Annotated in this window: 20 protein-coding genes; 15 read left to right on the top strand and 5 right to left on the bottom strand. The window is 34.3% G+C overall.

The features are described from left to right. Positions 1-34 precede the first annotated feature (34 nt). Together C3E88_RS04570 and recQ are read left to right on the top strand one after the other, a co-directional pair. Positions 35-1,474, top strand: coding sequence for a phospholipase D-like domain-containing protein (locus C3E88_RS04570; protein ID WP_236908981.1), 1,440 nt, complete (start codon positions 35-37; stop codon positions 1,472-1,474). A gap of 230 nt (positions 1,475-1,704) precedes the next feature. After that, entirely contained in the window at positions 1,705-3,873 is a 2,169-nt protein-coding gene (recQ, locus tag C3E88_RS04565) for a DNA helicase RecQ (protein WP_236908980.1), read from the top strand. A gap of 34 nt (positions 3,874-3,907) precedes the next feature. Here the strand turns inward: recQ and C3E88_RS04560 are convergent, their stop codons facing one another. Together C3E88_RS04560 and C3E88_RS04555 are read right to left on the bottom strand one after the other, a co-directional pair. Next, complete coding sequence (locus C3E88_RS04560) at positions 3,908-5,314, bottom strand: UDP-N-acetylmuramoyl-tripeptide--D-alanyl-D-alanine ligase (protein ID WP_236908979.1); 1,407 nt, start codon at positions 5,312-5,314, stop codon at positions 3,908-3,910. After that, on the bottom strand, positions 5,311-6,396 hold the full coding sequence (locus C3E88_RS04555) for a D-alanine--D-alanine ligase (RefSeq protein WP_236908978.1): 1,086 nt from the start codon (positions 6,394-6,396) through the stop codon (positions 5,311-5,313). Before C3E88_RS04555 ends, C3E88_RS04560 begins: the two co-directional genes overlap by 4 nt. 239 nt (positions 6,397-6,635) lie before the next feature. Here C3E88_RS04555 and C3E88_RS04550 point away from each other — a divergent pair, with 239 nt between their 5' ends. From C3E88_RS04550 to C3E88_RS04490, 13 genes are all read left to right on the top strand, one after another. Further along, entirely contained in the window at positions 6,636-7,793 is a 1,158-nt protein-coding gene (locus C3E88_RS04550) for a sensor histidine kinase (protein ID WP_236908977.1), read from the top strand. A 9-nt stretch (positions 7,794-7,802) separates the two neighbouring features. Next, positions 7,803-8,450: a response regulator transcription factor gene (locus C3E88_RS04545; protein ID WP_236908976.1), complete on the top strand. Its 648-nt coding sequence runs from the start codon at positions 7,803-7,805 to the stop codon at positions 8,448-8,450. 95 nt (positions 8,451-8,545) lie between these two features. After that, the gene (locus tag C3E88_RS04540; RefSeq protein ID WP_236908975.1) at positions 8,546-9,484 is read left to right on the top strand and encodes an ABC transporter ATP-binding protein; all 939 of its coding nucleotides are present in this window, start codon (positions 8,546-8,548) and stop codon (positions 9,482-9,484) included. Between the two features lie 11 nt (positions 9,485-9,495). Continuing rightward, on the top strand, positions 9,496-10,674 hold the full coding sequence (locus C3E88_RS04535) for an ABC transporter permease (protein ID WP_236908974.1): 1,179 nt from the start codon (positions 9,496-9,498) through the stop codon (positions 10,672-10,674). Next, a complete protein-coding gene (locus C3E88_RS04530; protein ID WP_236908973.1) occupies positions 10,655-11,764 on the top strand; it encodes an ABC transporter permease in 1,110 nt (369 codons plus the stop codon). Before C3E88_RS04535 ends, C3E88_RS04530 begins: the two co-directional genes overlap by 20 nt. Positions 11,765-11,863: 99 nt before the next feature. Further along, the gene (locus tag C3E88_RS04525; protein WP_236908972.1) at positions 11,864-12,283 is read left to right on the top strand and encodes a HutP family protein; all 420 of its coding nucleotides are present in this window, start codon (positions 11,864-11,866) and stop codon (positions 12,281-12,283) included. A 146-nt stretch (positions 12,284-12,429) separates the two neighbouring features. Beyond that, a complete protein-coding gene (locus C3E88_RS04520; RefSeq protein WP_236908971.1) occupies positions 12,430-13,434 on the top strand; it encodes an ABC transporter substrate-binding protein in 1,005 nt (334 codons plus the stop codon). Continuing rightward, positions 13,435-14,340: an ABC transporter permease gene (locus C3E88_RS04515; protein ID WP_236908970.1), complete on the top strand. Its 906-nt coding sequence runs from the start codon at positions 13,435-13,437 to the stop codon at positions 14,338-14,340. It abuts the gene before it with no gap. Beyond that, entirely contained in the window at positions 14,333-15,109 is a 777-nt protein-coding gene (locus tag C3E88_RS04510) for an ABC transporter ATP-binding protein (RefSeq protein ID WP_236909063.1), read from the top strand. The genes C3E88_RS04515 and C3E88_RS04510 overlap by 8 nt, the downstream gene beginning before the upstream one ends. Positions 15,110-15,247: 138 nt before the next feature. Then, on the top strand, positions 15,248-16,270 hold the full coding sequence (locus C3E88_RS04505; protein ID WP_236908969.1) for a Wadjet anti-phage system protein JetD domain-containing protein: 1,023 nt from the start codon (positions 15,248-15,250) through the stop codon (positions 16,268-16,270). After that, on the top strand, positions 16,255-17,763 hold the full coding sequence (locus C3E88_RS04500) for a replicative DNA helicase (protein WP_236908968.1): 1,509 nt from the start codon (positions 16,255-16,257) through the stop codon (positions 17,761-17,763). The genes C3E88_RS04505 and C3E88_RS04500 overlap by 16 nt, the downstream gene beginning before the upstream one ends. Then, positions 17,753-18,505 (top strand): DUF6063 family protein, encoded by a 753-nt coding sequence (locus C3E88_RS04495; protein WP_236908967.1) that lies wholly within the window; start codon positions 17,753-17,755, stop codon positions 18,503-18,505. Before C3E88_RS04500 ends, C3E88_RS04495 begins: the two co-directional genes overlap by 11 nt. Further along, entirely contained in the window at positions 18,471-22,916 is a 4,446-nt protein-coding gene (locus tag C3E88_RS04490) for a hypothetical protein (RefSeq protein ID WP_236908966.1), read from the top strand. The genes C3E88_RS04495 and C3E88_RS04490 overlap by 35 nt, the downstream gene beginning before the upstream one ends. 48 nt (positions 22,917-22,964) lie before the next feature. Here the strand turns inward: C3E88_RS04490 and C3E88_RS04485 are convergent, their stop codons facing one another. The 3 genes from C3E88_RS04485 to C3E88_RS12420 are packed head-to-tail and all read right to left on the bottom strand — an operon-like array spanning position 22,965 to position 25,183. After that, the gene (locus tag C3E88_RS04485) at positions 22,965-23,831 is read right to left on the bottom strand and encodes a DUF4438 domain-containing protein (RefSeq protein ID WP_236908965.1); all 867 of its coding nucleotides are present in this window, start codon (positions 23,829-23,831) and stop codon (positions 22,965-22,967) included. 30 nt (positions 23,832-23,861) lie between these two features. Next, complete coding sequence (locus C3E88_RS04480) at positions 23,862-24,260, bottom strand: bactofilin family protein (RefSeq protein WP_236908964.1); 399 nt, start codon at positions 24,258-24,260, stop codon at positions 23,862-23,864. A gap of 17 nt (positions 24,261-24,277) precedes the next feature. Continuing rightward, the gene (locus C3E88_RS12420) at positions 24,278-25,183 is read right to left on the bottom strand and encodes a M23 family metallopeptidase (RefSeq protein WP_236908963.1); all 906 of its coding nucleotides are present in this window, start codon (positions 25,181-25,183) and stop codon (positions 24,278-24,280) included. Positions 25,184-25,262 lie beyond the last annotated feature (79 nt).

Genomic DNA, 25,262 nt, shown 5'->3' with positions numbered 1-25,262 from the left:
TGAATAATGTATTCGCGAAAAGAGGGGCTATAAAATGGATTGTAAAAACATAGGTATCTATATAAAATATGCTTTAACCGTCTATCTCATATATGCATTTGTATTTGGAGTTTTAATATTTGGTTTTCAAAAACCAAAGGATAGTAGGTATTTATCTAGCCATCCAGTAGACAGATTTTATGGAGAAGGCATTGGACAAGATCGAGTAGCTCTTATTGAAGAACGATACTATTCTGGCCTAGTCCGGGTGGATTTAATAGAAAGAGCTAAGGAGACTTTGGATATATCCTATTATACTATCCACGATGGAGTATCCACAGATATATTTTTAGGCAGTATAATAGAGGCGGCGGATAGGGGAGTTAAGGTACGTTTCATATTAGATGGAGTTTTTCATCACCTGGAAGGTAATCTTAAAGATGTAATATATGCCTTTGCAGATCATCCAAATATAGAACTAAAATTTTATGAACCTTTTACTCTGCTGAAGCCTTGGACGTGGAATAATAGACTCCATGACAAGTTCATCATAGCGGATAACAAATTAGCAATTATTGGTGGTAGGAATATTGGTGACAAGTATTTTGCTCAAGATGATTCCAATATAGCTGTAGTTAACGATAGGGATGTACTCATATTAAACACAGATGAAGCACATTTTCAATCAAGTGTAATCTCCCAACTAAAGGATTATTTCAATCAAGTGTGGAATCATGAATTTTCCAGATATCCAACCACGGAATTAACAGAAAGGGAGCAGGAAAAAGGCTATAAAAAGTCCCAATATCTAAAGCAAAGGCTTGAGGATATGAAAAAAATTAATCCAGAGATATTTGACAATTCCTTTAACTGGGCAGACTTATCCTTGCCAACCAAGAAGATTACCTTGATACACAATCCTATAGAGCGTTTAAACAAGGAGCCTTGGTGTTGGTATGAGTTGATTAACTTAGCGGAAGATGCGGAGGAGTCTATATTACTTCAAAGTCCCTATATTATCCCCACTAGGGGTATGGTTAAAAGCCTAAGGGATAAAGATATTACCGCGGAAGATATAGATATATTGACCAATTCATTAGCTGTAAGTCCCAACCCCTTTGCTATATCTGGCTATATGAATCACAGGAAGAATATAGCAGATACTAAAGCCAATGTATATGAATTTCAAGGCCCTGGCTCTATCCATGCTAAATCCTACATATTTGATAAGAGGATATCAGCTGTAGGGTCCTTTAATTTTGATTCTAGAAGCGTTCATTTAAGCACAGAGACTATGGTTATCATTGATAGTGAACAATTTGCTGAGCATTTGGAATATGAAATGGAAAAATATATAGAGCAAAGTCTGTTGGTAGGGGAAAATTATGATTATATAGGGAATCATAAAATTAAGCCTAGAAAAGTTCCATTGGTAAAGAAAATAATAATCAAAGTATTTTCCATTGTAGTTTATTTCTTTGAATTTATGTTGTAGATTAACTAGTGAACTTAAACTACTAAAATATCTTTTGTTGATGATAATAGAGTTAGTTTTATTATTGTGGATAGGAAAGCATATCTTTTAGACAATAAGGACAAGGTTTGGCTCTGGTGGAAAGGGAATTACCTCTTTATTAATAGAAAACAATGATATAATATGTATTTATAGTCCATCTGGCTTATGAATGTCGTATGTTGTAATATAAAAGTACAGGGGGATATGATATGGTTATGTATGAAGCATTAAAGACATATTTTGGATATGATGAATTTAAAAAGGGGCAAGAAAAATTGATAGAAGGGACTCTCAAGGGAAGGGATGTTTTAGGGGTAATGCCTACTGGTGGTGGTAAATCCCTTTGCTATCAGCTACCTGCCATTTTGTTTGATGGAATAACTCTAGTCATTTCTCCCCTAATAGCCTTGATGAAAGACCAAGTGGATTCCCTTGAGGAAATAGGCATAGATGGAACCTATATAAATAGTACATTAGACCAAAAGGAGCAATGCCATAGAATAGAGGGGATAAAGAAAGGTAAGTACAAGATAGTATATGTGGCGCCAGAGAGGTTGAATACATATCAATTATTAAATTTGGCAAAGGATATAGATATTTCTATGGTTGCTATAGATGAGGCCCACTGTATAAGCCAATGGGGTCATGACTTTAGACCTAGTTATCTTGAGATACCTAGGTTTATTAATAGCTTAAATAAAAGGCCTATAGTGTCAGCTTATACAGCTACTGCCACCAAGGAAATTGTAGATGAGATAAATAGGCTGATCGGATTAAAAAATCCTTTAATATCCGTAGTAGGATTTGATAGACCTAATTTATTTTATCAAGTGGTAAAGGCTAAGGATAAATTTAACTATTTAATGAATTATTTAGAGGACAACTTTCAGGAGGAATCTGGGATAATATACTGTGCTACTAGAAAGACTGTAGAATCCTTAACTAAGAGATTACAAGATAAAAACATATCTGCTGTAGCTTATCATGGCGGGATGGCCGACGATGTACGAGGCAGAAATCAGGAGGATTTTATACACAATCGATCAAGGATAATTGTAGCCACCAATGCCTTTGGTCTAGGTATAGATAAGCCGAACATTAGATTTGTTATCCATTATAATATGCCTAAAAATATGGAAGCCTATTATCAAGAGGCAGGGAGGGCAGGAAGGGATGGAGAGCCTAGCGATTGTATACTCCTCTATTCTCCAGGGGATATAGTTAAACAAAAATATATAATTCAGAGTAGTACCCTCTCTCCAGAAAGGGAAACTATGTTGTATACAAATCTTCAGTACTTGGTAGATTATTGTAATACCAACGATTGTCTAAGAAATAATATATTGAATTATTTTGGTGAGGAAATAGAAGATGAAAAATGTAATAATTGTGGCAACTGCATAAGCCAATCGGAGATGGTGGATATTACGATAGAATCCCAGAAGATCTTATCCTGTATATACAGGGTGCGGGAAAGATATGGGGCGACTATGATAACCCATATATTAAGGGGTTCTAAAAACAAGAGGATATTGGATTTAGGGCTAGATAATTTATCTACCTACGGGATTATGAAGGAATATTCAGAACCAGCTTTAAAGGAGATTATCATGACTTTAGTAGCTATGGATTACATCCTTATGACAGCGGACAAATATCCTGTTTTAAAATTAACACCAGCTTCCATTCCAGTATTAAAAGGGGAGGTAAAGGTATTTCATAAAAAGGATCTACTAGAAGCAAAACAGATTACCAGGAAGAGGACTTTAGATTTAGAGTATATAGATGAAAATTATGATCAAGAATTGTTTGAAGAACTGAGAGAATTTAGATATGGATTGGCTCAACAAAAGGGTGTAGCCCCATTTATTATATTTCATGATTTAACTTTAAAGGAGATGGCTACCTACTTTCCCCAGGATAAGGAACAATTTTTAAGGATAAAGGGTATAGGTTTTAAGAAATATGAAAATTACGGAGAAGATTTTATCAATATCATTAGGGATTATGTGGATAGAAAGAAAATAGATACTTCTACCATTAAAAGGGTAGAGATAGAAAGGTCAATAGAAAGGGAATCCAAGGATAGATATGAGTTGACTTATGACTGCTATTTAGAAGGTTTGTCCCTAGGGCAGATTGCTAAAAAGAGGGACTTTACTCCTAATACTATAATAAAGCATTTGGAAAAGTGTGAAGAGAGGGGTAATAGGGTAGATTGGTCTAGGTTTATTGATGATCCTAATAAAGAAAAAAAGATACTATCTGCCATAGATGAAATAGGACTGGAAAGATTAAGACCCATTAAAGAGGCTCTTCCTGAAGAAATAAGCTATGAGGATATAAAAATAGTCATAATAAAAAATAAATTGAATTAAAAATCGGTGAAGAAGTTTCTTCACCGATTTAGAACTATACTACTTCATCTTGGGATATAATTACTTCCTCTTTTAATTTTTCTACTACCTCTTCTAACTCCAAAGGTCTAGAAGCCTTTACTAAAATAATGGAATTAGGCTTGATGACCTTTTTTAATTTTTCAATCAGTTGAGTTTTGTTTCTACAAGATATTACTTTATTCTTTTCGAAATTTAGCCCGGCTGTTTTGGCTATGTATGCTGCCAAAGGGCCAATGGTAAATACATATTCTATTTCTTCAGGATCTATCTTTACTCCTATATCTTCGTGCATTTTTATCTCTTGTTCTCCAAGCCCCAGCATATCTCCAAGGACTACTATCTTCTGCTTATATTGTTTCATAGTGTATAGTGTATCTAGTGCAGCTAAAAGGCTAGCTGGATTGGATTTGTAGGAGTCGTTCAATATGGTAAATCCTTCTGCAAAGACTAGCTCATTTCTCATGCCAGTTTTCTCCACATGGTATAAGCCTTCTTGGATGGAATCCACTGGAACATCAAAATATCTAGCCACTGCAATAGCTCCTGTTGCGTTGAGCATATTGTGGCTTCCTAGCATCGGTAAAAAGTAATCCTGCTCATAGGGGGATTTCAATCTAAAGGATATGCCATTGTCATCTACCATATTTAGTTCACAGCGATAATCGTTAGTTTCTTCTGTGCCATAGGTAGATATCTTCTGAATAATACTAATTTTTTCCGTTGTTTTATTAAGTATTGGATCATCTCCACAATATAGGAATAGACCTTCTGGATTCAACCCTTCTAATATTTCAAATTTTGCTTTTGCAATATTTTCCTTAGTCTTTAAACCTTCCAGATGAGCTTCTCCAATGTTGGTTATTATACCTACATCTGGTTTAGCTATAGAAGTCAATAGGGATATCTGCCCGAAATTGTCAGTACCCATTTCGATGACGGCTATTTCAGTATCCTCATCTAGACTCAAAATAGTAAGGGGAGTACCTATATGGTTGTTTAGGTTCCCTAGGGTTTTTTGAGTTTTATATTTGGTGCTTAATAGGCTAGCTAAAATATCCTTTGTCGAAGTTTTTCCATTACTGCCAGTTATGCCTATTACTTTAATATCCAATTGATTCCGATATTCTTTGGCCAAACTCTGAAGAGCTTCTAAGGTATCTTCTACCAATATGAAGGGGAAATCCTCAGAGGGAACTGGCTCATTCTGAGACCATAGAGTGGCAGCAGCACCTTTTTCTATTGCCTGTTCTATGAAATCATGACCATTGAAGTTTTCTCCTATTAAGGGGACGAATAGTTGTCCTTTTTTAATACTTCTAGAGTCCGTAGATACTCCTTCAATATAAACTTTTTCATATTCTTTTGCTAGGTTAAATCCTTTAGCCATTTCTTGTATTTCTATTAATCGACGCTTTATCATTCTTCAACGCCCCTCGTACACAAAATGGATTTCTTTTGATCATATCTTTCAAAGGCCAATTCTATTAACCATTCGATTAGTTCAGCATAGGTAGTGCCATTGGTGGCTTCCCATAGTACAGGGGTCATACTCAATGCTGTAAAGCCAGGCATCGTATTTACTTCATTGACCAATACCTTATTATCATCAGTGACGAATATATCTACTCTTGCAAGGCCATAACAATTTAACACCTTAAAGGATTTAACTGCCATTTCCCGTACTTCATCTGCTACTGATGGTTCCAACCTAGCTGGGACTACAGGAGTTATTGTACCATCTATATATTTAGCATTATAATCGAAGAACGCTCTTTCCATGATGAACTCTCCCGATACGGAAGCTTTAGGTTCATCATTTCCCACAACGGAGGTTTGCATTTCTCTGCCGATTACCTCTTTCTCTACGATTATTTTACAATCATATTTGAAGGCTTCTTGAAAGGACTTTTCAAGTTCTTCCCTATTTTCAGCCCTAGATATTCCAACGCTAGAACCAGAATTAGCAGGTTTAACATAGCAAGGGTAGCCAATTTTGTTCTCTACCTGTTGATAACTTTTTCCTTCATCCTCTTTCCAATTATGTAATCTAATGGAAGTATATTTTGTTTGAGGTATACCATGTTTAGCAAATATATCCCTCATTATTACCTTGTCCATTCCCGCTGCTGAAGATAGCACTTCATTTCCCACATAGGGAACATCGATTAATTCTAAGAGACCCTGTATAGTACCATCTTCTCCGTTAATTCCATGAATAGCAGGGAAGATGATGTTCTTTTCTCCTTCTTTAAAATCTGTAGCTAAGAATTCTCCTATGGACTTAGCTACAGTGGTGGTAGGTTTTATCTGTAGCTGATCTACACTCTTTATCTCTTCATCTAATAATCCTAAACTACACCATATACCTTCCTTTGTAATAAATACGGGATAAACGTTAAATTTATCTCTATCTAAAGCATTCAATATTGCTGATGCAGACTTTAATGATACTTCATGTTCTACTGATTTACCTCCATAGAGTACGTACACATTGGCTTTCATATATTTTCTCCTTTCTTGTATTTAAACTATTTATGAAAATTACTTGTGCTTGCTAATGCAATGGTTTAAAGTATATATGAAAAATGGTATCACAATAAAAAACATTAATCAATATATATATTTACTACCAAGGATTATATCCTAGGATGAGTATGTTAATCATGTAATAATAGATTTGGTATTGTATTAAAGTAGATATTATTATAACATTAGGTTAAATATAATATTTAGGTGAAATTATGGAAAATAAAAAGTTGTTAATTACAAGGTATTTTACCTTATCTATTTTGATATTTAGCATAATATCCATTGAGAAAAACTACATAGATGCTTTTGGGGTAATTTTGTTGTTGCTACTGATAATAAATAACCAGATTAGATTTTTTGCATTTAGGCATAGGGAAAAGATAGTTTTTCTATCCATAATACTGGAGTTGATTATCTCTTATATTTGTCATGTGAGTTATGGAGGTTGGAGTCTATTTTATTTAATAGTTGGAATGATGGATGGTATTTTATTATTAAGACCTAAATTATCGATTATAACTAGCGGAGGAGCTATGCTGACGATGATTTTAATGACTAAGGCTTTAAGCATCCATATAGTGATATCCAACATAGGGATTTTATTAATATTAGCATTATTAACCTACTATATTAAAGAGGAATACAGTAGGTTAATAAAAGCAAAAGGTTTTTACGATAAACTTAGAATTTCTGAGGAAAACTTACTAAAAGCTAATAGGGATTTGGAAATATATGCAGATTCTATAAAGGAATTGGCAACCTTGCGGGAGAGAAATAGAATATCTAGAGAAATTCATGATAGCGTTGGACATAGCCTATCTACCATAATAATCCAATTAGGGGCTATAGAAAAAATAGCAGTATTAGATGGAAATGCCGCAGCTGAGATGGCAAGAAATCTCAATCAATTTGCTAAAAATGGGCTAGAGGAAATAAGAGTTGCTTTAAGGCAGTTAAAACCAAGACGATTTGAGGAATATGAAAATATATTAGCTATTGAAGAGATGATAAGGGAGTTTACTAAGCTTACTGGAGTAGATGTGATTTTTAGATTTACAAAGGAGAAGTGGCCTTTGAGTGAAGAACAGGCTCTTGTTATCTATAGAATAGTACAGGAGTTCCTATCCAACTCCCTTCGCCACGGAAAGGCTAGCAAGGTCAATATATACATGAACTATAATGAGGATGAGCTCATATTAACCCTTCAAGACAATGGACAAGGTGTAGATAAATTAGAAAAAGGTATGGGTCTTACAAATATTTGGGAAAGGGTAAGGGAATTGGATGGGCAGATAGAGTATAATACTAAAAGAGGAAAGGGCTTTGTATTAAGGGTTGTTTTAAAACCTATGGAACACTTAGCTTTTTAGGAGAATGTTATGGAAAAGATCAAGGTATTAATAGTAGATGATGAAAAATTAATAAGGGAAGGTCTAAAAATAATCTTATCTACCTATGAGGATATTCAAGTTGTAGGTTTAAGGGAAGATGGCTGTGCTGCCCTAGATTTTTGTAGGGAAAATCCAGTAGATATAATACTGATGGATATTAGAATGCCTAAATGTGATGGTGTATTAGGTACAAAGATCATCAAAGAAGAGTTTGAAGATATAAAGATATTGATACTCACCACTTTTAGCGATATGGAATATATACAGGAGGCATTAAAATATGGGGCTTCAGGTTATCTACTCAAGGACAGTTCCTATGATCTAATATGCGAAGGGATAAAGGCAGCTATTAAAGGGAATATTGTGGTTCATCCTGAGATTGCTAACAAAATATTGTCAAATATACCAGAAGAACAGAAAGCCATTAAAGAAGCTAAAAGCTACGGCCTTACAGATAGGGAACTTACAATAATTAGGGAAATGGCCAAGGGGCATACCAATAAGGAAATAGGCGAAAAATTATATCTATCAGAAGGAACAGTAAAAAACAATATAACCACCATCCTGTCAAAATTGAATTTAAGGGATAGAACCCAAATAGTTATCTTTGCCTTTAAAAATGGACTAGTGGAATGAAGTGACTTAAGTCACTGTATATAGTTACTTAAGGTAATGGCAAAACCCTCTTAGATTTTCTATTATATAATTAGAAAGTTTAAGGGGGTAATTTTATGTCTTTGATAGAAGTCAAAAATATTACTAAACGGTTTGATGACAATATTGTTCTGGATAATGTATCTTTTACAGTAGATGAAGGGGATATATTTGGACTAATAGGACCTAATGGAGCAGGTAAATCCACTTTGATAAATATTATGACAGGTCTTTGGGATAGTCATGGAGGAGAAGTGATCATAGGAGGATATGATATAAAACTTAAGCCTCTCAAGGTAAAAGAGCAAATAGGATTAGTTCCTCAAGAAGTGGCTTTAATGGATAATGTTTCTGCTTATGATAACTTGGAGTTCTTTGGAAGCTTATATGGACTGAAGGGGAAGCTTCTGAAGGAGAGGATAGATGAAGCATTAGAAATAATTGGATTACAGGATAAGAAAAAGGAAAAGGTGAAGAAATTTTCTGGAGGGATGAAGAGAAGGTTAAATATAGCGGCAGCAATTATGCATCATCCCAGAATTTTGATAATGGATGAACCAACAGTAGGAATAGATCCTCAATCTAGAAACCATATATTTGAGTTCACAAAGACCATCAATAGAGAAAATAAGACTACAATAATCTATACTTCCCACTATATGGAGGAAGTAGAAATGCTTTGTAACAATATATTCATAATGGATTTAGGACAGGAAATAGCTTATGGTAGCAAACTCCAAATCAAATCCTTAATTAGCAGTAGCAATAGGGTTAATTTAAGGATTGATAATTATAAAGGAGAAATGATACTGGATATTAAGGGCATGAATGGAATTAAAGAATGTGTGGAGGAAGAAGGAATAATTAAATTGCTGATAGATGAGGACATTTTTAAGTTAGAATCTCTATTGAAAATCATAGAAAAAAATGAAGGAGAAATCAAAAGCTTAAACTTTGAAGAACCTTCTCTAGAGGAAGTATTCTTATCATTAACGGGGAAATCATTAAGGGATTAGGAGGGGATAGGATGAAGCTGAAAGCTTTTGTTAAATTAACCGTTGTATCTACTATTAAGAATCTATCTCGTCTTTTGCTGGCCTTTTCAGTATTTCCTGTATTCTTAGGTTTACTTTTAGGGTATTTTCAGACGGAGCAGTTTACACCTGCAGTAGATATACCTATTATGAATGTGAAGATAGTAGATGAAGACAATACAATTCAATCTAAAAATTTAGTAGGTTTTTTGAATAGCAAAGAGATGAAGAAGATTATAGAAATTGATGAAGAAGAGGCAAAATATGAATTATTGATACCTAAAGGGTACGAGGAGAGTCTATTAAATAATAGGGAATCCAATATTAGAATCAATGTAGAAAAAAAAGGTTCTATTAAGAGGGGGACAATATTAGGAGATATTATAGATAGATACAATGAGGAAATAAGTCAAGGATTATATATAGGAAATAAAATAGATGGGATGGATATTCCTCAGGAGGAAAAAGATAAGCTGGTAAAAACTATAGGTGAAGAAATGGCAAATAGTTATAATACCACTGGAATAAAAAATTTTTTCATTAATACCAAAAAAAGCCTAACATCCTATGAATATTTTTCCATTACCTTTTTATCCTATATGTTAATTTTGGTAATAATGTCTTTGGTAACTAGCGGGGATGCAGAAAGAGATGATATGCTCTATTATAGAATTATGTCTACACCTATTACGAAGATTCAGTATTTTAATTATAACCAGGTATCCGCTTACTTACTTGTGTTATTTATGAATTTATTGTATATATTCACCTACAGAATTCTTGGATTATCTTTTCAAGGTTCTTTACCTATCTTGATATTAATAGTATTAGTTCAAGCCGTTATGATTACAGCATTATCTGGTTTTGTAATGGTGTTTTTAAAAAAGAAACATGCAATGATGTTATTAAATGTTTTGATGATGTTCCAATTAATTCTAAGGGTTACCTATATTTCCATAGAAAATATGGATATTCAATTTTTAAAAGCTCTGGCTACAAAATATTCTCCAGATATTTTAATTGTAAACACTTATAGAAATTATTTAATTTTCAATGATTTAAATACAATAAAGTTCAATTTAATTTTGATGATATTGGTTTCTATAGGATTGCATATAGTAAGTCTACTAAGGTTGAAGTGGGGTGGGAACTATGAAAATTCTAAGGCTTAGCTATATAAACTTTAAAAGATTAAGTAAAAACATGACTAGCATAGCAATAATGCTAATAGCACCTCTAGTGATAATATTGGGCTTACATTTTATTAGTAATATTGGAGGATATGGATCAAATATAGAAGTAGCTTTTAATATAGAAGACCATGGAACATATGGAGAAGAGATATTAGAAGATTTAGGCTTTAAAGAAAATATTTTTTATGAAGATGAAGGGGCACTAGAATTATTGGAGAAAAATCAAATAGTAGCACTATATACAATTCCAGAGGATTTTACTGAAAAAATAAAGAATGGGGAAAAACCAATTATTAAATCCTATAAAAGGGAAGAAGGAAATACTACTACCCCATTGGAAGCCAATCTTAATAATAAAATCAATACTAAAATTAAAGAAGAAATACTATTGAAAAACCATATAATCAAAAGCAGGGAAGAATTATACAAATTTAAATCAAATACCTTAGTTCAGGAGAAAGACAAACATGTAGATAGTAAGATTAATGGTGATCTTTATATGGCAATGCTTATGATAATATATTTCATCATCCTATCTTCTACTAGCATAGGGGATGAGATGTTAAAATTAAGAAAACAAAATGTATTATCTAGGGCTATGACTACTGCTAACAAAGGTTATGAGATAATGGGAAGCCTATTTTTAGCTATATTAATTCTATCCATAGTTTCAAACCTATTAGTATTGTTTATTAGCAAATTGATAATAGGTTATCCTATCATAGATTTTTATATTATATTTATTAATATAGCATTGGCTTCCATGTTTTCCATTGCTTTAACCATATTTTTAACTAGAATAACCGACGATCCTACATTGGTAAGCCTTGGAACAGCTATTTATGCTGTGGCTAGTTTCTTTTTAAGCATGATGGCTTTGGAGTCGGATTTTTACTCTAAGGTTCCAAGGGCCATAATAAACTTAGGGAAATTCATGCCTCAGTATTGGTTATTAGATAGCATAGAAAATGCAAAGCTATTTCCAAACATAGTAGTACTTTTACTTATGATATTGGCACTGTTTACAGCAGGTAATTATAAATTCAGAGATTTCGTCAATAGAGGATAAAGTGGAAAGGACCCTTTTATATTAATAAATATTAGGGTTCTTTTCATTTGGATTTTTCCACGAAATATTATAAAATTAAATATAAGAGGAGGGACTAATATGAATATGAATAGTACGGAAGTTGCAAAGGCAGCTATTAAGCTAGCAGTGTCCACTAGAGAGGAGGAAAAGATAATAATAGATGAATTGGAGAAAGAAGGTATTAAGTCCTGTGCGGTAGATATCGGTGGAGATTTGATAAATTCTATCCCAAAGATTATAGAAAGGGCTTTGGTGGCTTCAAAGAAGACAGGGATTATAAAGGATATCCATGTTCATGAAGGGGCAGTAGCAGGGGCAGCTAAGGATGCTATAAGTCAGGTAAATTCTAAAGCCTTAGGTCTTAACTTTGGTGGGAAATTAGGTATAGCTAGATCAGGAGAACATTTGGTAGTATGCCTATTTATAAGTATAGGATTACTTCATCTAAACGATTTGGCCATAGCCGTAGGACATAGATCTATTCCAGCAATGGAATAAAGATTTCAAAATATTGTTGACAAGTACTTCATAAGATAATATAATCTAATCATATATTTTTTTGTAGGTAGCCAAAGGGCTAGGGGTAGGAAGGTAGATTAGTAGATTCAAGGAAAATCAAAAATTAATATTAGGAGGATGGTAGCATGGTAGGCAAAAAACACCTTACCAGTCTAAGTAAATGCTTAGGCTTTATTTTGTTATTGATTATTAGCTTATCTTTAAGTGGATGTTCATCTCAAAATACTCAGGATGTATTTTCCATTGGTATTAGTCAAATAGTAGAAAATCCCGTACTAGATCTAGCACGGGAAGGGTTTATAGATGCATTAAAGGAGAAGGGTTACGAAGATGGGAAAAACATCAAGATAGATACTCAATTTGCCCAAGGGGATATAGCGCTGACTACTACTATAGCCCAGAATTTTGTATCTCAGAAAAAGGATTTAATCTTTGCCATATCTACCCCAGCAGCTCAATCGGCTTTTCAATCTACTAAGGAGATCCCAATACTATTTACAGCTGTAACAGATCCTGTATCAGCAGGATTAATAAAGGATATGGATTCACCAGGTGGCAATATATCGGGGACTACCGACTTGGTTCCCATAGACAAACAATTGGAATTAGGAAAAAGGATATTTCCAGATATAAAGAAGGTAGGGATACCTTATAACACTAGTGAAGTAAATTCTCAAGTACAGATAGAACTGGCTAAGGAAGCAGCTGAAAAACAAGATCTTGAAATAGTGGAGATACCCGTAACTAATTCATCGGAAATAGAACCAGCCCTTAGGGCTAAAATTCAGGAGATAGATCTATTGTTTCTCCCTTCAGATAATTTAATAGCTTCTAGTATGTCAATAATCACCAAGGTAGCTTTAGATAACAATATAGGTGCTATTGGTGTAGACGAACCTATGGTAAATAGTGGTGCCTTGGCTTGTGAAGGTTTGGATTATTATAAATTAGGTTATGAAACGGGTCTTATGGCTGTAGATATAATAAATGGGAAGGAAATAGGGAATATCCCTGTTTCTAAACCAAAGGATACCGAGCTTACTATAAATCGATATATAGCTAATAGATTAGAGCTTAATCTATCAAAGGACATATTAGATGAAGCTGTAATAGTAGAGGGGGAGAACTAGATGAAGGATTTTTTAGTAGGCATAATTCAACAGAGTTTAATCTTTTCTATTGCAGTCATGGGCATATATATAAGCTATAAGATCCTTAACTTTGCTGACCTGTCAGCAGATGGTAGCTTTACTTTAGGAGCTAGCGTATCGGCAATACTTATAACGAAGGGATTTAACCCTTTTACATCCTTAGCATTTTCTATGTTGGCTGGAGCTTTAGCTGGAGCTATGACAGGAGTACTTAATGTAAAGCTTAAGATACAGGATATACTTTCAAGTATTTTGGTGATGGTAGGCCTTTATTCCATAAATTTAAGGGTAATGGGGAAGGCAAATCTTCCCCTATTTAATCAAAGTAGCATATTTACGGATGGAAACATACTGTTTACTATATTAATTTTTACATTTATTTCTGGCTTATTTTTTACGTTGTTTTTTAAAACTAAGCTAGGATATCTATTGAGAGGGATAGGAGATAATGAAAATATGATAATATCCTTAGGCATTAATACTGGTAGCATTAAGATATTTGCCCTTGCCCTATCTAATGCTTTTATAGCATTATCAGGAGGTATATTAGCTCAATACCAGGGCTTTAGCGATATAAATATGGGTACCGGGATTATGATAATGGGACTTGCTTCTATAATTATTGGATTTAATTTATTTGGGAAAATGGGTCTATCAAATTCAAGCATATTGTGTATATTTGGCACTATAATATATAGAACTAGCATAGCTTTAAGCTTAAGGATTGGTTTCAATCCCAGCGACTTAAAGCTTATTAGTTCCATTATTGTAATAATAGCCTTGACCATAGGTAATGGAAGAGGAATATTTAAAAACTGGGTTTCAAGGAAGGAGAAAGTTAAATATCCTTCTCAATTGGAGAAAGTAGGTAGTGAACATGCTTAAGTTAAACAATATTTCAAAGATCTTTAATAAGGGAAATATAAACGAGCAAAGGTTATTTCAAAACTTTTCATTATATATAGATGAAGGGGATTTTATATCCATAATAGGGAGCAATGGTGCAGGAAAATCTACTCTTTTAAATTTAATATCCGGCAATATGGAAATAGACCAGGGAAATATAATATTAAATGGATTAGATATAACAAAAGAAGCTGAACATGAGAGATGCAAGAGGATATCTAGAATATTTCAGAACCCATCTATGGGTACGAATCCTTCTATGACTGTATCTGAAAATCTATCTATGGCAAAGAATAAGGGTAAAAAGTTTGGACTTAATTTTTTAATAGATAAAAAGGATGAAGAGCATTTTAAGGAATCCTTGAAGATTTTAGGATTGAATCTAGAAGATAAAATGAACACTCCTGTTTCCCAGCTTTCAGGGGGCCAAAGACAATCCCTAGCATTGATAATGGCAGTTATGGGAAATCCAGAGGTGCTATTACTAGATGAGCATACAGCAGCACTAGATCCTAAAACCAGTCAGGTGGTCATGGATATTACGGAGAAGATAGTAGAAGAAAGAGGGCTTACTACCCTTATGGTAACTCATAATATAGACCATGCCCTTAGATATGGAAATAGATTGATAATGCTCCATCAAGGGGTAAAGGTAGTAGATATAGAAGGGGATATGAAACATTCCCTAACAAAGGAAGAACTACTATCCCTATTTAAAAATATAAGTGATAGAAATTTGTTTGTATAATAAGGGAGACCAGATTCTGGTCTCCTTTTCCAATAGGAATATTAGGGTTATTCCTATTGGAAAAAGTTCAAATGATAAAGTATAATAGAGATAAATAATGGAGATAAGGCGGTTATTCTAGAGAAAAGGTGGATATTCATGGAAAATATAATTATAAGATACTTAAAAGCCTACCAAAAAAAGACCATTCCTTTAAGTCAATTGGAGAATCTACTAACAGGGAAAGAATCCTATGAGGATTTTGCACTTGTCATGGAAACTTTGGTGGATAAGGGAATCTTAAAACCAGTAAAGACCCATGGAACTAATGGAAAATCTATCCCACTATATAATACCTATCGTATAATAAAATCCAATTTAAGGGAGACTCTTAATAGTGAAATTCAATATTACAGTATTAAATTAGACCCTAATATCCAACTAGATGGATATTTTTCATTAGATGAAAGGGAATGGTATAGGGATTTACCATATATAGAAAAAATACATTCCTATCTAAATAAAAACGGATTGCCAACGGATTATGTTACTATACCAGAAAGGTCTTTTCAGCTGGTAGGGGATGAAAAATGGATTCAAGAGAAGGATGGTAAGAAATTATTGGAAAGAATTAAGCTTTGGGATAAGCTTAAGATAATTACCAATCCTGATCCCCTGATGTTAGCGATAAATCCTTTAAGGATTGGAGGGGGTAGCCATGTTCACTTAGCAGTAGAAAACAAAGCCACTTTCTACGCATTGATGGGGGCCATAAAGGATACGGAATTTACATCTTTAGTATATGGTGCTGGCTGGAAGATAGTATCGAATATCCATAGACTCCCTACTCAGTTAGGATTGGAAGGGGATCCATATAAGATCTATTATTTCGGGGACATAGATGCAGAAGGCCTTTCTATTTGGTACTCCCTGTATGAAAAGTACCAAGTAGAGTTAGCTATTCCCTTTTACCAGGCTTTACTTAAAAAGAAATACTCAATTGGAAAAAGTACTCAGCAGAAAAACAAGGCGGCGCTAGAAGAATTTAAAAGTTGCTTTGGAGAAGGGAATCTGGGGATTATAGATGAACTAATCCATAAAGAAGGCTATATTCCCCAAGAAGGATTAAAACAGGAAGAATTAGTAAGTATCTGGAGGAATAGCACATGGATATTTCCATAAAAAATATTACTGAAAACTATAGGGATAGGATGGAAAGATTGGCATTGTTTAGTCCCCTATATACATTGGAGAGGAAATCGGGAAAGGATAATAAGGGTAAACCCATAGACTACTATGGATTAGGCCTTATAAGCCTTCTATTCTTCTTTGAGAACATGTTGATTAGGAATAAAAAATCTGGAGTGCAGGAGTTGGCAGAATTCTTATCCAAACTTACTCAGGAGGAATATGAGTTAAACTTTGAAGAATATGTAAAATTGTCTAGGGAGATAATTCAAGCATTTCGTCCACCTAGTGGTAGGAGAAATAGCCGAAAATTTTATAATTGGGAGACGGGCGAGGAAGAGATAATACAGTATTCCATACTAAAGGCCTCCCATTTTGATGCAAAGACCAATACCCAATATTATGAACTAGATGAACAAGGACTAGAGCTTATATTTGCAACTAAGGAGTATTTTTCTGAATTCCAATTGTCCATAAACCAACTGATACTTAGAAAACAATTGGAAAAAGGTGAATTTGTTGGGGCCTTGCGTCAGATAGATGAGATGAGGATGGATGTAAGGGGTTTACAGGACAAAATATATAGGATAAAGCATGAAATTCAAAGGAATATTGTATCCGACGAAACCTATAGACGGTATGAGACCATAGTGGATGATATCCACTTTAGATTAAGCCGTGAAAACGAAGAATTTGAAGAATTAAAATCCTTTATAAAGGAAACTAGGGAAAGGCTAGAGCATGAAAAAAGGGAAGAAAAGATGAGAAAGGCTTATGGATTAATCCTTAGAATTGGCAAGGAATTAGGAGAGGTTCACTATGAACATAGGCAATTATTATCTCAAAGTATAGATATGAAGACTACAGCTTTAAATGCTGCTCAAGAATCCCTTTATTATATAGGAATTGATTCTTTTAACTTTAAAGATCAGATAACCAATAAATTATTATCAGCTCCTTTACCCCTAGAAGCTTCTAGAAGATTAGTAGAACCCTTTTTATATTTAGAAAAGGGAGAATTTTGGTCTCCTTTGGCTGTGTTTTCAAAACAGAGAATAGGAAAAAGAGACACAGAAGGATCTAATATATCCTTTGTTGAACCCCTAGGGGACTGGGAGGTACAAGAGGAGATAAAGATACAGCAGAAAAACTTTAAACATATTATGGAGATAACCATGGAGGCAATGGATAAGGATAAATCTATAACTTTAGGTGAAATTATAGATTTTATGAAAAAAAATGATTATGAGGATATATTGAAGGATAGAACCTTTTATGATTTTTGGATACTACTCCATCATAGTTCCCCAATTAGGATAGGTATAGAGGAAAATCAGAGCCACATGTTGGATAAGGTGATAGAGCTTTTAGAAGGGGATTGCCAATGGATAGAGGTAGTAGAAGCTCCTGGCAAACTTAAACCTAATGATAGATATGTGATTAAAGATATGAGATTGACACTGGAGGGAGATAGGGATGCTATATGAACAGGAACAAGTAGTACAGGCTTTTAGGATATACTCTACTCTAGCTATTGATGGCAAAGCCTATAAAGATGATATAAGATTGTATCTTGCCGATGATTCTATAAGGGGATTAGTGGATATGTTTGCCAAGGAAGTAGATTGTACTTTATTGGTAGTAGGGGATTTTATATACATGGTACCTTTAGCTACAAATTCTCCCTTTCATGTATCCAATGAAACCATAAAAGATAAACATCTCCCATCTAGAGCGGTAAATGCAGATATATATATGATGTATGTGGCAATAATAATTTTATTTGGAGAATTTTATGATAGCTATCAGACAACCGAGGCTACAAGGGATTTTATCAAGATGGAGGATTGGCTAAATAGCGTAAACGATAAAATTCTATCTTTAAAAGGTTATGATGAAGAGGAATTAATGGAACTGGAGAGAAAATATGAATACAATTGGATAGCTGTAATAGAAAAGTGGGATGCATTAGACGACATTAAGGAAAATGTTCAGCAAACTGCGAGGACTATAAGTCGGATGAGCTTTATGAATGTGGTGAAGAGATTTTTAGAAGAACAGGAGTTGGTAGAAGATATTGGGAACGAAGAGATCCAGTTAACAGAAAAAGCAAAAGCTATCATCCAAAGATACTTTATGGAACTGGAATACAATAGGGAGATATTAGAGTTTATATACTCTTTAGAGGGAAGGGATGGTGAGGATATTGCCGGCTATATCCAGGATTAGACTGACCAATATAATATATGAAAATGGGGGAAAGAGGTTTAATGACGAGATATTTGAATTTGATGGGTATAATGGAGTAATACTATTGGCAAATGGTGGAGGGAAGACGGTACTTATTCAGACGGCACTTCAAGCTGTATTGCCACATACTAGTTTAGGAGAGAGGAAGATCAAGGATACCCTTTCTCTTGAAGGAGGGGCTAGTCATGTAGCAATTGAATGGATATTAAATGATAGGCCCAGGAGATATGGCCTTACGGCAGTAACATTGTTTTTAGCTCCAGAAGGGCTAAAATCCTTAAAATATGCTTATGATTATTCTGCAGGAGAGGATCATTCTATAGAGAATATACCCTTTGTAAAGCAGACTATGGAAGGAGATACTAGACCAGCTAGTAGACAGGAGATGCAAGAGTACTATCAGTACATGCAGAACCAGAAGATGAATGCCCATACCTTTGATACCATAAAAGATTTTCATCAGTATATTGAGGAGAACTTCCACATAGTGCCTTCTGAATGGAGGAGTATTGCCCATATAAACGGTGCGGAAGGGGATGTGGAGAAGTTTTTTGATGGTTGTAAAACCACTTCTCAGCTGGTAAATCAACTGTTGATACCTGTAGTAGAAGGGACATTGATAGGTGGAACGGAGGATTTTGTTCAAATATTTGAAAGGCAAAGGGAACATTTTAAAAAACATAAAGAGCTTAGGACGAGAATAGAAGAGAGCAAAAGTATAGAAGAAAAAATATCCCAATATGTATCTACTTATACTAAATTATATGAAGTAGAGGAAAAGATGCTTAGTAAAAAGAAGGAGGCAAAATCCATATATAAATTTTTTGTGGAGGAGAAGGAAAAAACTGAGGATGAAATAGATCATATAAAAGGGTTGGAAGAGATTTTGTTGGAGAAGAAATATGAGTTAAAAAGAAAAAATATCTCCTATGAATTAGCTCTGTTAAACAAGGAATTAGAAGGTGCAAGGGATGAATATGAAATTATAAAATCTCAGTATATGGATTGGGACAACAGATTGAAAACAAAGGAGAATGCCTTACAAAATTTAGAGATTGCAGAACTTAAATCCCATATTAAGCAAAAGGAAGAACGCATAGGCATATTAAAGAAACAATTAGAAGAGTTGGATGAAGACGAAGATATTATAGATTTAAAGGATAGACTAGAAGAAAATTCTAGTACGCTGAGAGGATATTTTGAAAGGGAAATAGTCAATTTGGGAAAACAGAAGACTATTTGGGAAAATCAAAGGGATAAATACCAAGACCTACTACAAAAAATCCATCAAAACATAGAACAGCTAAAGAATAATAAACAGAATCTTATAGAAGGAAGAGCAGGGGATATAAGGGAAATAAAGGGTATAGAGGATAGAATGAAAAATATAAAAAAGGATGTATTAGCTAATCCTACAAAAGAGACTATAGAGGGTGAATATCCTAAATGGAGGCAGCGAACAGAGGAGATCGAGGGATTAAATATATCTTATATGAAAAGGCTAAAGGTTCTAAGAGAAAGAAAAGCACAGCTATCCATTGAAATTTCAAATATCCATGATGAAATCCAAAAGCTTATAGAGTATACAACCCTTAAAGATAGGGACTTAGAATCCATAGACGAAAAACATAGGGAGATATTGTCCACTGTAAAGGGATTGAGATTAGAATGGCATTATCTAGATTCCATATATTTAAAACAACGGTCTATAAGTCAGTATATGGAGGAGCGGTTAGAGCGAACTAGAAATGAAAAAGAGAAGTTACTGGAGAAGGAAAGAATATCTTATAGGCTGTTGGATTACTATGGTGAAAATGAGTACTTCACTGGGGAACCACTTCTTGAAGAGTGGGTGAATAGCTGGAGAAACCAATTTAATCTATTGGAGATTGGTACTAGATATATAGAGAAAGGGGCAGCAAATTTAAATAAGAACATAGAAGAAATATATATGGCATATCCTTTATGGGCCTTAGCTGTCATAACATCAGAAGGGGAGGTAGGGAAGCTATATAAAAAGATAGAGGAACAAAGGGAAAGACTTACACTTCCTATATTGATTCTATCCCAGGAAGAAGCATCTAATATGCTGCTGGGAAAGGGGAAAATAGAAGAAAGATATATTTATCCTCGTATATGGCAAGATAATGTAGATAAGGAAGAATTCCAACTATGGAAGAATGGGTTGGAAAAGTCCGTTAAAGAGGCCGTGAAGGACAGAAAGGAAAAAGAGACAGAAGAAAAGTACTGGCAGGACATTTTAGTTAAAACTACGGAATTCTTATTAAAATATCCCTATGATGAATATATTCAATTAGTAGAAGAGGTAAAAAGCTTAAAGGATAAACTGCATAATAAGAGGAATCTATTGGATGAAAAACGGAAAGAAAGTGGTTTAATAGATAGGGAAATAGACGATTATCAGACTAAGATGAAGGACTTGGAACAGGAGGCCAATTATTTAGACAGGAGGATTGAAAAAGCATTAGATTATTTTGAAAAGGCTAAAGATAGGGAGAGGATAAATAATTTATTATACCAAAAAAATGAACAATTAATCCTTGTAGAAAAGGATATATTGAGGCAAAAAAAGGATAGGGATGGGAAAGAAGCTGTAATCCGTGAGGTGGAGGAAGGAATAAGGGATATAGACAATCAGATACATGATATACTGACCAATCCTTACTATAGAGAGGTGGAGGATTTTAAGCCTTTATTCAGAAATTTGAATAAGGATAGCATTTTGGAAGAAAGAGAATATATAAAGGATAGATTATTGGAGAGACAAAAAGGTAGGCCAGAAATAGTAAGAGAATTGAAGGAGACACAGAATATTAAGGCTGAATATGAGGAGCAGTTAAGGAGGAAGTATGCTAGTGCCAACTATCCCGTAGATGAAGATGTGGAATACCCTTATAATGGGAGTATATGGATACAAGGACTATTGAAAGATATTAGAGGCTTCAAGGAAGAAATCGATAAGATATTACCATATTTAAATGAAAAAGAGGATCTATACAAGCACAGAAAATATATATACGAAGAAAGGTTGAGCAGTTTCCATGAAGAATTTGAAGAAATCGTCAACTTTACACAGCCTTTGCCTAGTGTAAAAAAACAATTAGCTGAAGAAGAATTACAATTAGATGAAAAACAGACATATATAGAAACAAGCTATGAAAGGTTAAAAGAACAATTGGAGGAAATTCAAGATAATATTAAGAATATGGACATAAAAAATGGCAAATATGAATTTTTAATAGAAAACATTGAGGAAGCCATACTATCCTCAGATATAGAGCAAAACCTCCCTTATGATAGGGAAGGCATTGTATCTAAAATGTTTGAAGAAATGGAGAAGTTAACTAGGGATTTAGAGGCCAAAAGGGAAAAGGTGATCAGGGATGGTAATCAATTTATTCAGTTTTTAAATGTCAATGTAAAGGACGTAAGATTGAGGGAGATGGCAGCATCTGGTATTAGGAACAAGGATACCTTTGATGAAATTTTGGATTGGCAAAAAAATATGAATAGGACCATAAACCGGGCTATAAGGATACATGAAAAGAACATGATGGAGCATGATAGGGAGCTTAATCAGTTTATTCAATACCTTTATACTTATCTAAACACATTGGCTGATGAGTTAAGGTCTATACCTAAGAATACCAGGGTAAAATTAGAAGATGATTGGAAAGAAATATTTCAAATCCAGGTACCCACCTGGGAGGAGGAAGAAGGAAAAGAAGAAGTAAGGAGATATGTAGATTGGATGATTGGCAATCTAGAGAAGGAAGAGTTTTTAGATGAAGAGGGAAGAGAAGATCAAGGAAAAGTAAAAAAGGCTATAGAAACATGGTTTCAATCTAAGCAGCTATTGACGAATATAATGGGAGGCAAGGAGATAAAAGTAAGGTGTAGAAAGGTTACTAATGATGGCAAGATAAGCAATATGTATTATGCCTGGGAAAGTTCCAATCTATGGTCTGGTGGAGAAAAGTGGAGCAAGAATATGGCTCTTTTCCTAGGGGTATTAAACTATGTCGCTGAAAAGAAACAACATATACTTCCCAATCAAAAAAGGCATGGGACTGTTATCATGGATAATCCCTTTGGTAAAGCTTCTAGCGACCATGTATTAAGTCCAGTATTTTTTATAGCAGAGCAACTAGGATTCCAGTTCATAGCATTAACCGCCCATGGAGAAGGAAGGTTTATAAGGGATTATTTCCCCGTAGTCTATAGCTGTAAGCTTAGGCCTTCAATGGAAGGGGATACATCTATATTGACCAAAGAAAAAAGCATAAACTATGCATTTTTTAAGGACAATGATCCAATGGCAATAGAAAGAATAGGGGACAGGGAGCAATTGAGTTTGTTTGAAATATGATGCAATATAAAAGCTTATGCTATGAAATAGCATAAGCTTTCATTTATATTAAAGAATTCCTAAATAATGGCCTATATTGGCTTTTTCGTCTATAACTCCTTCTATATTGGAAGTTTTAGAGCTCATGATAACCGTAACCCCGGGGCCATGACCAGATTTAATACAGTCACTGTGGACTATTACTCCTATGGATACGGAACCTTTTAGATATTGGCGACCATTGGTATTATCGCAGTCCCTTAGCAGTACTAGATCTCCAAATCTAAGCTTGTTTATACCAAATTCTCTATTTGCATCTTCGTCTCCAGTCATAATATCATAATCCCCTGAAAATGCAGTGGAGCTTCCTACGCCAGAACCCATTAAATAAGCGGGTATTTCCGTAACCACAGGTACCTTTAAAGTTCCATTGGAACTTTTCTTTATGTCTAACTTTTCCAATAGGTAAGGATCTATATTCATACATTTAATATCTTCATGTCCTTCTATAGCTAAACCTTGCCCATGGGCTTTTACAAGGATTGTATCGCCAATAGCCATATTTTCCAAATCCTCATCTTTAAAATATATAAGTGTATGGTCAATTCCCCCGTGCATACCGGTTACAAAACCTTTGGCGCCCTTAGCTTCCCCAGTAATCACTTTAGCTTCATTTCCAATGCAGGCTAAAAGCATTAGGGCGTTGTTTTCTGCACGATCGTCGTTTTTAATGCTAACTCCAGGTTCAATATGGTCTCCTACCCATTTCATACAGGAATCCCCTATTTTCACATTATAGGAGATGCCCCCAGTAGCTGGTAGGATATGTGCTAAACCTTCCCTATCAATTCTATAGGGATTGTTAGCAACTGTTGGGCTGTGGATTTTACCCTGTACCGATTGAATCACCAGTCTATCCTTATTTGTCTTTATCATGTATAAGGCCTCCTTGGATTCAAAATAGATTTATTTCGATTTTTCCTTATACTGTGGGCTTGAATTTTTTATCTTACTATTTTCATCTGTCATCTTACAATTGCCATCAAAATAAGCATTTTCATGGATTATTAGATTTGAAACTTCTGTATCTCCAACTAATCTTCCGTTAGGGAGAATAGTTAGTCCAGATTTTGATTTAATATTGCCTTCTACTGCTCCTGCTAGGGATAGATTGACGCAGGATATATTGCCTTTAACTTTGCCTGTCTCTCCTATAACTATATCTCCTTGGTAATCAATATCTCCCTCAATTAGTCCGTCAACCCTAAGATTTCCCTGACCTTCTATTTTTCCTATTACTTTTATATTTTCACCGATTAAGGAGTCAATATCTATAGTAACTTCTTTCTTCTTGCTAAACACCATATTATACCCCCAATATATTATTTCAATATATCTAATGGATTTATTGGATTCCCATTTTTATGTACTTCAAAGTGAAGATGGGGCCCTGTACTCCTACCGGTACTCCCCATTTTTGCTATGACTTGTCCCTTTTCCACTTCGTCCCCTACATCTACTAATAATTTTCGATTGTGACCATATAAGCTATTGTATTCATTGCCATGATCGATAATTATTACCTTACCATATCCTGCTTTGTTACCTGCAAAGGTTACGATACCTTTGGCTGCTGCTTTTATATTTGTCCCTGAAGAATTGGCTATATCTATCCCTTGATGGAATCGTATGCCCCTTCCAAAGGGGTTTCTCCTATTTCCAAAGCCAGAAGTAAGCCTTCCTGCAGCTGGCCATAGATCGGGAACCCTTTCTAGATATTCAAATCTTTCCTCTAGATCCTGGATAAAGATTGCTAGTTCTTTTTCCTTATCTTCTAATGTTTCTTTTAACACCTCCATTTCGATTTTAGGTTCTAATTTCTCAGGCCTAATGTCCCTACCAATACTTCCTCCTCTTGAAGGACTTTTTATACCGGCCATTTTCTCTAATTGTCTCTGTAATTTATCAATTTCAGCTAATTTATTTTCTACCTCGTTGGTGATACCATACAATTCCATATTTTGAGTTTTTAATTTTTTTAATTCGTCAGTTTTATCCCTATTTTCTTTTTCTAAGCTGCTTATCTCTAATACCTTATTATCGTATTTCTGCTGTAAAATTGAGTTAGTTAAAGACATATTGTTAAAAGATATAAAAATTGCTATGACGACTGCAGTGATGGATATAATGATGGCCTTAGGAATCCACCTAGATATGGTAATCCTCTTAACCTTTTCCGCATGAGGAATTATCATTATGCAGATCTTTGAATTGTCTTTCTTATCCACAGCTGTATTCCCCTCTTTCTAAAAACTTTGTTTCAAACATGTCACATTATACTATTCTACATAGACATCAAAAATCCTT

Origin of the sequence: Clostridium sp. Cult3, assembly GCF_021655115.1 — a bacterium.
Lineage (GTDB): Bacteria > Bacillota > Clostridia > Tissierellales > Tepidimicrobiaceae > PPXY01.
The sequence above is the reverse complement of the archived record's forward strand: the minus strand, read 5'-3'. Positions and strand labels throughout refer to the sequence as shown.

What these genes read in the sequence shown, in the direction of transcription:
- C3E88_RS04480 (WP_236908964.1), bottom strand. Translation starts at nt 24,260, where the DNA reads ATGGTGTTTAGCAAGAAGAAAGAAGTTACTATAGATATTGACTCCTTA.
- C3E88_RS04500 (WP_236908968.1), top strand. Translation starts at nt 16,255, where the DNA reads ATGGATATTTCCATAAAAAATATTACTGAAAACTATAGGGATAGGATG.
- C3E88_RS04545 (WP_236908976.1), top strand. Translation starts at nt 7,803, where the DNA reads ATGGAAAAGATCAAGGTATTAATAGTAGATGATGAAAAATTAATAAGG.
- C3E88_RS04560 (WP_236908979.1), bottom strand. Translation starts at nt 5,314, where the DNA reads ATGATAAAGCGTCGATTAATAGAAATACAAGAAATGGCTAAAGGATTT.
- recQ (WP_236908980.1), top strand. Translation starts at nt 1,705, where the DNA reads ATGGTTATGTATGAAGCATTAAAGACATATTTTGGATATGATGAATTT.
- C3E88_RS04520 (WP_236908971.1), top strand. Translation starts at nt 12,430, where the DNA reads ATGGTAGGCAAAAAACACCTTACCAGTCTAAGTAAATGCTTAGGCTTT.
- C3E88_RS04490 (WP_236908966.1), top strand. Translation starts at nt 18,471, where the DNA reads ATGGTGAGGATATTGCCGGCTATATCCAGGATTAGACTGACCAATATA.
- C3E88_RS04535 (WP_236908974.1), top strand. Translation starts at nt 9,496, where the DNA reads ATGAAGCTGAAAGCTTTTGTTAAATTAACCGTTGTATCTACTATTAAG.
- C3E88_RS04550 (WP_236908977.1), top strand. Translation starts at nt 6,636, where the DNA reads ATGGAAAATAAAAAGTTGTTAATTACAAGGTATTTTACCTTATCTATT.
- C3E88_RS04525 (WP_236908972.1), top strand. Translation starts at nt 11,864, where the DNA reads ATGAATATGAATAGTACGGAAGTTGCAAAGGCAGCTATTAAGCTAGCA.
- C3E88_RS04495 (WP_236908967.1), top strand. Translation starts at nt 17,753, where the DNA reads ATGCTATATGAACAGGAACAAGTAGTACAGGCTTTTAGGATATACTCT.
- C3E88_RS04510 (WP_236909063.1), top strand. Translation starts at nt 14,333, where the DNA reads ATGCTTAAGTTAAACAATATTTCAAAGATCTTTAATAAGGGAAATATA.
- C3E88_RS04515 (WP_236908970.1), top strand. Translation starts at nt 13,435, where the DNA reads ATGAAGGATTTTTTAGTAGGCATAATTCAACAGAGTTTAATCTTTTCT.
- C3E88_RS04555 (WP_236908978.1), bottom strand. Translation starts at nt 6,396, where the DNA reads ATGAAAGCCAATGTGTACGTACTCTATGGAGGTAAATCAGTAGAACAT.
- C3E88_RS04505 (WP_236908969.1), top strand. Translation starts at nt 15,248, where the DNA reads ATGGAAAATATAATTATAAGATACTTAAAAGCCTACCAAAAAAAGACC.
- C3E88_RS04530 (WP_236908973.1), top strand. Translation starts at nt 10,655, where the DNA reads ATGAAAATTCTAAGGCTTAGCTATATAAACTTTAAAAGATTAAGTAAA.
- C3E88_RS04540 (WP_236908975.1), top strand. Translation starts at nt 8,546, where the DNA reads ATGTCTTTGATAGAAGTCAAAAATATTACTAAACGGTTTGATGACAAT.
- C3E88_RS04570 (WP_236908981.1), top strand. Translation starts at nt 35, where the DNA reads ATGGATTGTAAAAACATAGGTATCTATATAAAATATGCTTTAACCGTC.
- C3E88_RS04485 (WP_236908965.1), bottom strand. Translation starts at nt 23,831, where the DNA reads ATGATAAAGACAAATAAGGATAGACTGGTGATTCAATCGGTACAGGGT.